Raw genomic sequence first — 6,780 nt, 5'->3', positions numbered from 1 at the left:
AAGGACTCAGTCCTGTACAATACAGAACTAAATCCTTTGCTTAAATTATTTGTCTAACTTTTTGGGGTCAGAACAAAATGGCCTTTTCATTCTTAATCATAGATAACGAGATTTTACCTTAATTCATCTTTTTAAGCTGAAATAACTTTTTTACAGCAGATTTCACACTCTTCGTTAGTGCTTTTCGGTTGTTTAAAAAATCGATATCTTTCTGATTTACTTTTTTATGACACAATTCATCGTCCTCAAGTTTTTCAGTAATATTAGCATAGACACTCTCTAGAGAGTATCTCTCTTTTAAACTTGGAACAGCTTTTACTGCTTCAAGTTTCTCTTGGTCAAATCCACCAAGGACCTCTGAAATCATGCTAGTTAAGGTATCCAAGTCACCCAAAGGGTAGATATGACCTTGCTCATTCATATACTCGAAGGCTGATTTATGTCCCGCATTATCTGATAAAATCGTTGGAATACCATTTAAAACAGACTCTACATAAACCAGACCAAACGTCTCCATACTCGACGGGAAAACAGCTAAATCCTTATCAGTAATCTCTGACCAAGGATCATCTAAATATCCCATAAATGAAACATTTTTCAAATTATGCTCTACAATATAATCATCACAGAGTTGTTTATAATCCTCATCCCATGCACCTAAAAATACAAGTTCAGTGCCTGCTAGATTAAGCATTTGAAAAGCTTTAATCAACTCAAGCTGATTCTTTCTCTGAGTCAAGCGACCAACTGAAACGATACGATGGTGGTCGTTGGATTCAGTTCCCAGCCCTTCTTTAGGTTCAATTTGAGTATAAGGTGCAAAGGAATAAATCTTCCTATTTGGAAAATACTTTTGTAAATCCTCTGTCAACGCTCCTGTTACAGCAAAAATCTCATCAGAAAACTTGTCTATAAAGTCAAGTTTTTCTTTATAGTAACCAAATTCTCCCTCAGGAAATTCATGAATCAACCAAAAATGTTTGACCTTCTCAAAAGTTGCAGCAAGTGCACCTTGAAACACATTGACTGTATTACTAATAACAAGGTCTACCGTGTTTTCCACAATAATATTTCGAATATCTTTGACATTCTTATTATAAGATTTCACTCGCAAAAAATGATTACCCGGTGAACCACCTGGTGCTTCTTCCCACCACCATTTGACAGCCGAAAGACCATAGGTCTCAATTCCTGCTTTCTGAAGTTCTGCTTGATACTCCTCTTGAGATGGCACCTTGTAATTAGGGAAAACGTTTAACACACGATAACCTTTTTCCACAAGAAATTTCATAAGATTGACTATCGAAATTTCGGCACCATTATCCAGAGTCCCTGTCGGAGAAATAAATAAAATTGTTTTAGTCATAAATTATGCAAATACCCCCCAGTAATGGAAAAGAATCAAATACATAGCGACCAAGAAATTAGCAATTAAAGTCAGGGTTGCTATCTTCAATTTTTTCTGTCGAGATAAATCAATCTTAGCTGTGTTGGCGACTAGTGGCAACAAAAGAATGATAAATGGCGTGAAGTAACGACCTTGAGCACCAACAGATATATTAGCTCCCTGACCAAGAACAACTGGTGTCCACTGCATATACATTACTGTAACAGCAGCTAGAACCTCTAGTAGGAAGAGAATCCAGGATGCATTAGCAAAGTCTTTTGTAAAGAAATCCTTCTTACTTGATAGGAATAAAATAGCAAGAACAACGATATCAATAAATATTAACCAAAGTGGCATTTGCAAAGTAAGGTTACCAAGATAACCGAACATACCAAGCGACAAAATACCATTCAAATTGTCATTCAACTCAGGATTAAAGAGTGTATTACGCAAAACCTCGCCATAATTACGTAGACCGCCCTGATTCTTCATTAAGAATTGCAGAATCACCACGACACCTACTACAAAGAGAAGGTAGAAGACTACTTTATATTTTGAAATAAAGGTCTTAATAGCTTGCACTGGACGATTTAGAAAAGCAAGAACACCTTCAAACTCTAGCGGTACAAATGGAATCAATCCCAACAATAAAACATTATTTGGCTTGGTTGCTAGAAGCAATATTGCTAGACCTATCACCTGGATAATATTACGATTGGTAAAACGTTTAGAATAGGCAAGATTAGTGATAAAACCAAGAGCTAACATCACTTCCAAATAGTTCATCACATCATAAGAAAGTGATGAAGCTTGCTGAACCATAATTGGTAGCAGCGAAATAAACATTAGGGCTGTTTTCCCATACTTGAAATAACGTATTAAAAAGTAAATTCCTAGTATATAGGCCAGTGCATTAAAGATACGCCCCATATAGATAATCATTCCAACTGTGGGACTAATCCAACTTCCAATCGTCATCCCTATCAGCTGTGGAATAAAGGAGATTGTTTTTAAACTCACACCAAATTGAAAAGGTTCTTTACTCATATCAATCTTTTGAGCAAAAATCTGTTTATATTCCGCTAACTTAACCTTATCATTACTTGGAATCTCATCCATCCATTTAAACGATGTCTCGGTTGGTTTATGGAAGGTCTCCCAAGTCATACGCGCGTGGTTTGTTTCATCTGGCACACGATTAATTGGAAATACAAACATAAATGAGAAAATAAAAATCGTCGCTAAGATGAAAAATAAATTTTCAACTTTTATTTGTTTAATTCTGTTCAAAATAAGTCACCATATCATCTTTCTTGCTTAAGGTACAGTTTTCAAGAACAGCCCGATAAGCAGCATCTGCAATTTTCTGTCTTAATTCTGGAGATAAAACCAATGCTTCAAGCTTGTCAAACCACTCTTCATCGGTAGCTAACAATCCTGTTTCACCATCAACAACTGCATCTGAAAAAGCTCCTATCTTACTTGCTACTGTAGGTACCTTCACCAAGGCAGCTTCAATCCACTTAATCTCCGACTTCGCACGGTTAAATATAGAATCCACAAGCGGTGCTAGGTTAATATCAACTTCACTAATCAAGGCAGGTAGTTTGTCCCAATCCACATAATCGTGAGTTACAATTTGATTTTCAAAGGGCTTCATATCTTGCGGAATATCCAAAATCCCGACAATATGTAATTGGACATTGCTATATTTTGTAAGCAATTCTTTAATAGCTGGTTTAATCAATTCAAAATTCTCATTATGACTAATGGAACCAGAGAAATAACCAATCTTAACAATATCGGATGTTTGAGAGTAATCTTTGATGTATTGACTACTAATAGCGATTAAGTCATCAGAAGCCAAGTTTCGATTAAGTAAAACCTTACTTTGATACTTAAACAGCTCCTCCTGCAACTGGTTAGTCGAAGTAATGGCACCATCACAGTTTTCTAGCATATAACCATAATTTCGAACACCTGCATCATAGTTTCCTTTTTCAACCGAATTAAGCCCTTGCGTATAACTCAATTGGTCTGTATAAACCGTATCAAAGACTAAATCATCAATATCAAAGAAGACAGGTTTTCCATATTCCTTAGCTAAATGACAGAGACGCAAAAGTTCAGGTGAGATTGGTGAACGGTAGATAATGATGTGACTAGCGTTTTGAGCCATCGATAGTTGGAAATCAGATAGGTTAACAACTTTGACTGCAAAACCATGCTTACGTAATTGTTCTGCCTTGTTTAAGACACGATAACGGGTACATTGCGGAATAATATTTTCAACTCCATCAATCAATAGAATATATTGATCACGTGGAACCGCCTTAAATTTATTTACAATATCTTCCAGAATCGACACTGGGTAGTCTGTTTCTTCTGCGACAAACTCTAACAAGTCAGGGACTTCCGAATCACGGTCCAGACCTTGCCACAAGAACTGGTCTTCATCATAATTTTTCAGAGCCGTGTATTTCACCAAAGGACTACCTGCTTCGAGCATCTTAAGCGGGTGGATATACATGGCAGAATCTTCGTATTCTTGCACAACCGCATCATAACGATAACCTAAATCAGCAAAATGCTTGGTAAAACGTGTCTCATGTCGACCAATAGCTTTATCACGAGAATCTGTATCCGTCAAGTGTGTCCAATACTCATAAAAGTCATCATCGTTTAGCATGAGCTTTTCAATAACTAGGAAATAAGATTGAAGATGCTTAGGAATGTAGCCATAAGGATTCTCCTTAGTAACATCTTCTTGCTCTTCTCCAAAAGAAATTCCCCAGAAATCTAGCTGCTTGTCAGCCATTTCCTGGAATACTTGAGACAAATCTCTCATCGGACCAATGTTAGTATCATTCACCAAGAGGAGCTGGTCGTAATCTTTAAGCTTGTCTTTACCAAAGGCAAAAATCCCTTCTCTAAAGGCCGCAGTATCATATCCCTTGTTATCACGAGTCAAAACCTTACCGTAGGCCTCAAGGGTATTAATATCATCATCGTGAAGCTGTCCATTGACAACGACAATAACATCATCTACCAATGGAGCCATGGCTTGTAAGAAACGTAATTTGTATTCTTGAAGACGAGCTTCAGACTCAAAAATAACATAAACCAGTGCTTTCTTACCATTATGTGACAAGGCGGAGCGTTGACTATTTCTGAGACGTCGTAACTGGCGAACCTTAAGAGGTGTCATTCGACGACGTAACTGTATCACTTTGACTTTTAAAGCTCTCAAATAATTTTTAATAGCCTTTGGATTCTTAGCAATGACTCCTGCTGTCTTTATAGGTGTAATAAGGGCGTTACCTAAACGATATGACAGTGAACTTCGGATAAGCTCCATTTCTTTATGGGCATCCTTCAATTGCTTAGATTGTGTATACTTTCTTCGTTCAAGTTGATCACGATCTTTTTTCAAGCGATCAACATAGTCTGTCACATCATCGTGATGTTTAAGCAAGCTATCCAACCGCTCTTCCAAAACCATGAGGTTCTCACAAACTGCCTTGTAAATTTCATGAGGAAGCTTATCAAGGTACTTCTCAAGAATATCAAGATAGATTTCATAATGGTAGCGAACAGAGTCCCGTCCAGAAATGGATCCTGTTTCAAAGACACGATAATTAAGCTTGGTACTTGGTTGATATACCGCTTTAGCACCGTTATTAATGATTAAGTTCAATAAAAAGTCATAATCTTCAAGCTTTTTACGATTTAACATCTCATCATAACGAGCATTTTTAATAATACTTCTACGAATCAAAGAACAGTTATCAATAAAACTAGCATTTAGAAAGGCAGTTAGGTCAAATTCACGGCTTTTAAGGTAGAACTCTTCTTTTTCTGGATTAAAAAGATCACAGTACGCAATATCAGCATTTGTTTCCGTCAACTTACTGTACAACTGTTCCACATAATCCGCATCGAGGTAGTTATCACTATCTACAAATAGCAAATAATCACCTCTAATAAGCTCGAGTCCTAAATTTCGATTATTTACCACTCCAAGGTTTTCATGAGTTTCAAATCTTGTCCCAAAAGGTGAATCCTTCAAAACCTCTTGGATAATTTGAGTTGAATTATCCGTCGAACCATCATCCAAAACGATTAATTCGATATTAGTATAGGTCTGATTAAAAACACTTCGCAGACATTGCTCAATATACTTTTCATGATTGTAACAAGTCACAACCACTGAGATTAAATTATTCATTTTTCCATCCATTTTGTTTAACAAAACATCAATTAGTACCTGAAAATTACTAATATTACTAAGCTTCAAAGATTGACTAAAGTAGTAATCTTTGAAAGTGCATACCACTTTAATTATACTATAGTTTGGACAAAAAATCCCCCTACTACAGACAAAGAAAAAAGCAGAATTACTCTGCTTTGTGAGGATAAATACTACCCTTTACAATAGAACTTTGAAAATAATGTGACCAATTTCAAATGTTCTATCAGCCTAAATATCACAACATAAATCTTAGTCTGGATTCTCTCTCCCCTTACTGATTTTGAAAATGGTGTTAGTTTTGATCTAAAATTTTCTTTACGAATCCAATCCTGTATTCTCCTATGTTGTTCAACAAATTGCTTACTTGATGCAGCTTTCCCAGAAAAGAGTAAATACCAAATATAATATCGTTTGACATAATATTTTATATATTCAGAATCTCCTGCAACCTCTTTTAAACAACTTAAAAAATAAATTATATCAATTTCAGGGTTAAAACCTCTTTGCGAAGTATTTGAAATACTTCGTTCATTAAAGAACCAATTATACCCATTGTAATCAATTACCTTTATTTTATCAGTTAAATTATAGGCAGTTAAAGTAAAGATAACATCTTCACCAATTGGATAATCAAAAAACTGAATATTATTTTCCCTTAAAAATGAAGTGCGATAGATACGTGCCCAAGGTGCCACCACTATATATTTTGACCAATCAGTCTGAGATAGATCTTGTTGGAAAAGAATTTTATGTTCTTTGTTAACACGTTTATAGCCACCAATAACAATATCTAATTTTTCCTTTTCTATCGCCTTATAAAAACACTCTAAGTAATCTGGAGCAATAAAATCATCATTATCAATAAAGACTATGTATTCACCCTTTGCAAGGGCTATCCCTCGATTTCTAGTCTTAGCTACACCCTCATTTTCCTTATCTACAACCCTAATACCATCATTTTTTGAAGCATAGTTTTGAATTACTTCCAAAGAGTTGTCGGTAGAGCCATCATTTAAAATAATAATTTCATAATCCGAAAATGTTTGATCTAAAAGTGAATCAATACACTGACCGAGTCCTTCTTGTGCATTATAAACCGGAATAATTACTGAAATAGCTGGTTTAGACATTAATACTCCTC

At 35.6% G+C, this 6,780-nt stretch carries 4 protein-coding genes; all 4 read right to left on the bottom strand.

Translation table 11 applies throughout. The features are described from left to right. Window positions 1–118 precede the first annotated feature (118 nt). The gene (locus tag H7U02_RS08270; protein ID WP_060971824.1) at window positions 119–1,366 is read right to left on the bottom strand and encodes a glycosyltransferase family 4 protein; all 1,248 of its coding nucleotides are present in this window, start codon (window positions 1,364–1,366) and stop codon (window positions 119–121) included. Between the two features lie 3 nt (window positions 1,367–1,369). Next, window positions 1,370–2,677 (bottom strand): DUF2142 domain-containing protein, encoded by a 1,308-nt coding sequence (locus H7U02_RS08265; protein WP_060971823.1) that lies wholly within the window; start codon window positions 2,675–2,677, stop codon window positions 1,370–1,372. After that, the gene (locus H7U02_RS08260; RefSeq protein WP_201043137.1) at window positions 2,664–5,615 is read right to left on the bottom strand and encodes a rhamnan synthesis F family protein; all 2,952 of its coding nucleotides are present in this window, start codon (window positions 5,613–5,615) and stop codon (window positions 2,664–2,666) included. Before H7U02_RS08260 ends, H7U02_RS08265 begins: the two co-directional genes overlap by 14 nt. A gap of 194 nt (window positions 5,616–5,809) precedes the next feature. After that, window positions 5,810–6,769, bottom strand: coding sequence for a glycosyltransferase family 2 protein (locus H7U02_RS08255; RefSeq protein ID WP_060972649.1), 960 nt, complete (start codon window positions 6,767–6,769; stop codon window positions 5,810–5,812). Window positions 6,770–6,780 lie beyond the last annotated feature (11 nt).

It is taken from the genome of Streptococcus sp. 3.1, assembly GCF_016648915.1.
GTDB lineage: Bacteria > Bacillota > Bacilli > Lactobacillales > Streptococcaceae > Streptococcus > Streptococcus salivarius_E.
The sequence above is the reverse complement of the archived record's forward strand: the minus strand, read 5'-3'. Positions and strand labels throughout refer to the sequence as shown.

Excerpts from the sequence above, each read along its gene's own strand:
- H7U02_RS08260 (WP_201043137.1), bottom strand. The coding sequence starts at position 5,615 with ATGAATAATTTAATCTCAGTGGTTGTGACTTGTTACAATCATGAAAAG.
- H7U02_RS08270 (WP_060971824.1), bottom strand. The coding sequence starts at position 1,366 with ATGACTAAAACAATTTTATTTATTTCTCCGACAGGGACTCTGGATAAT.
- H7U02_RS08255 (WP_060972649.1), bottom strand. The coding sequence starts at position 6,769 with ATGTCTAAACCAGCTATTTCAGTAATTATTCCGGTTTATAATGCACAA.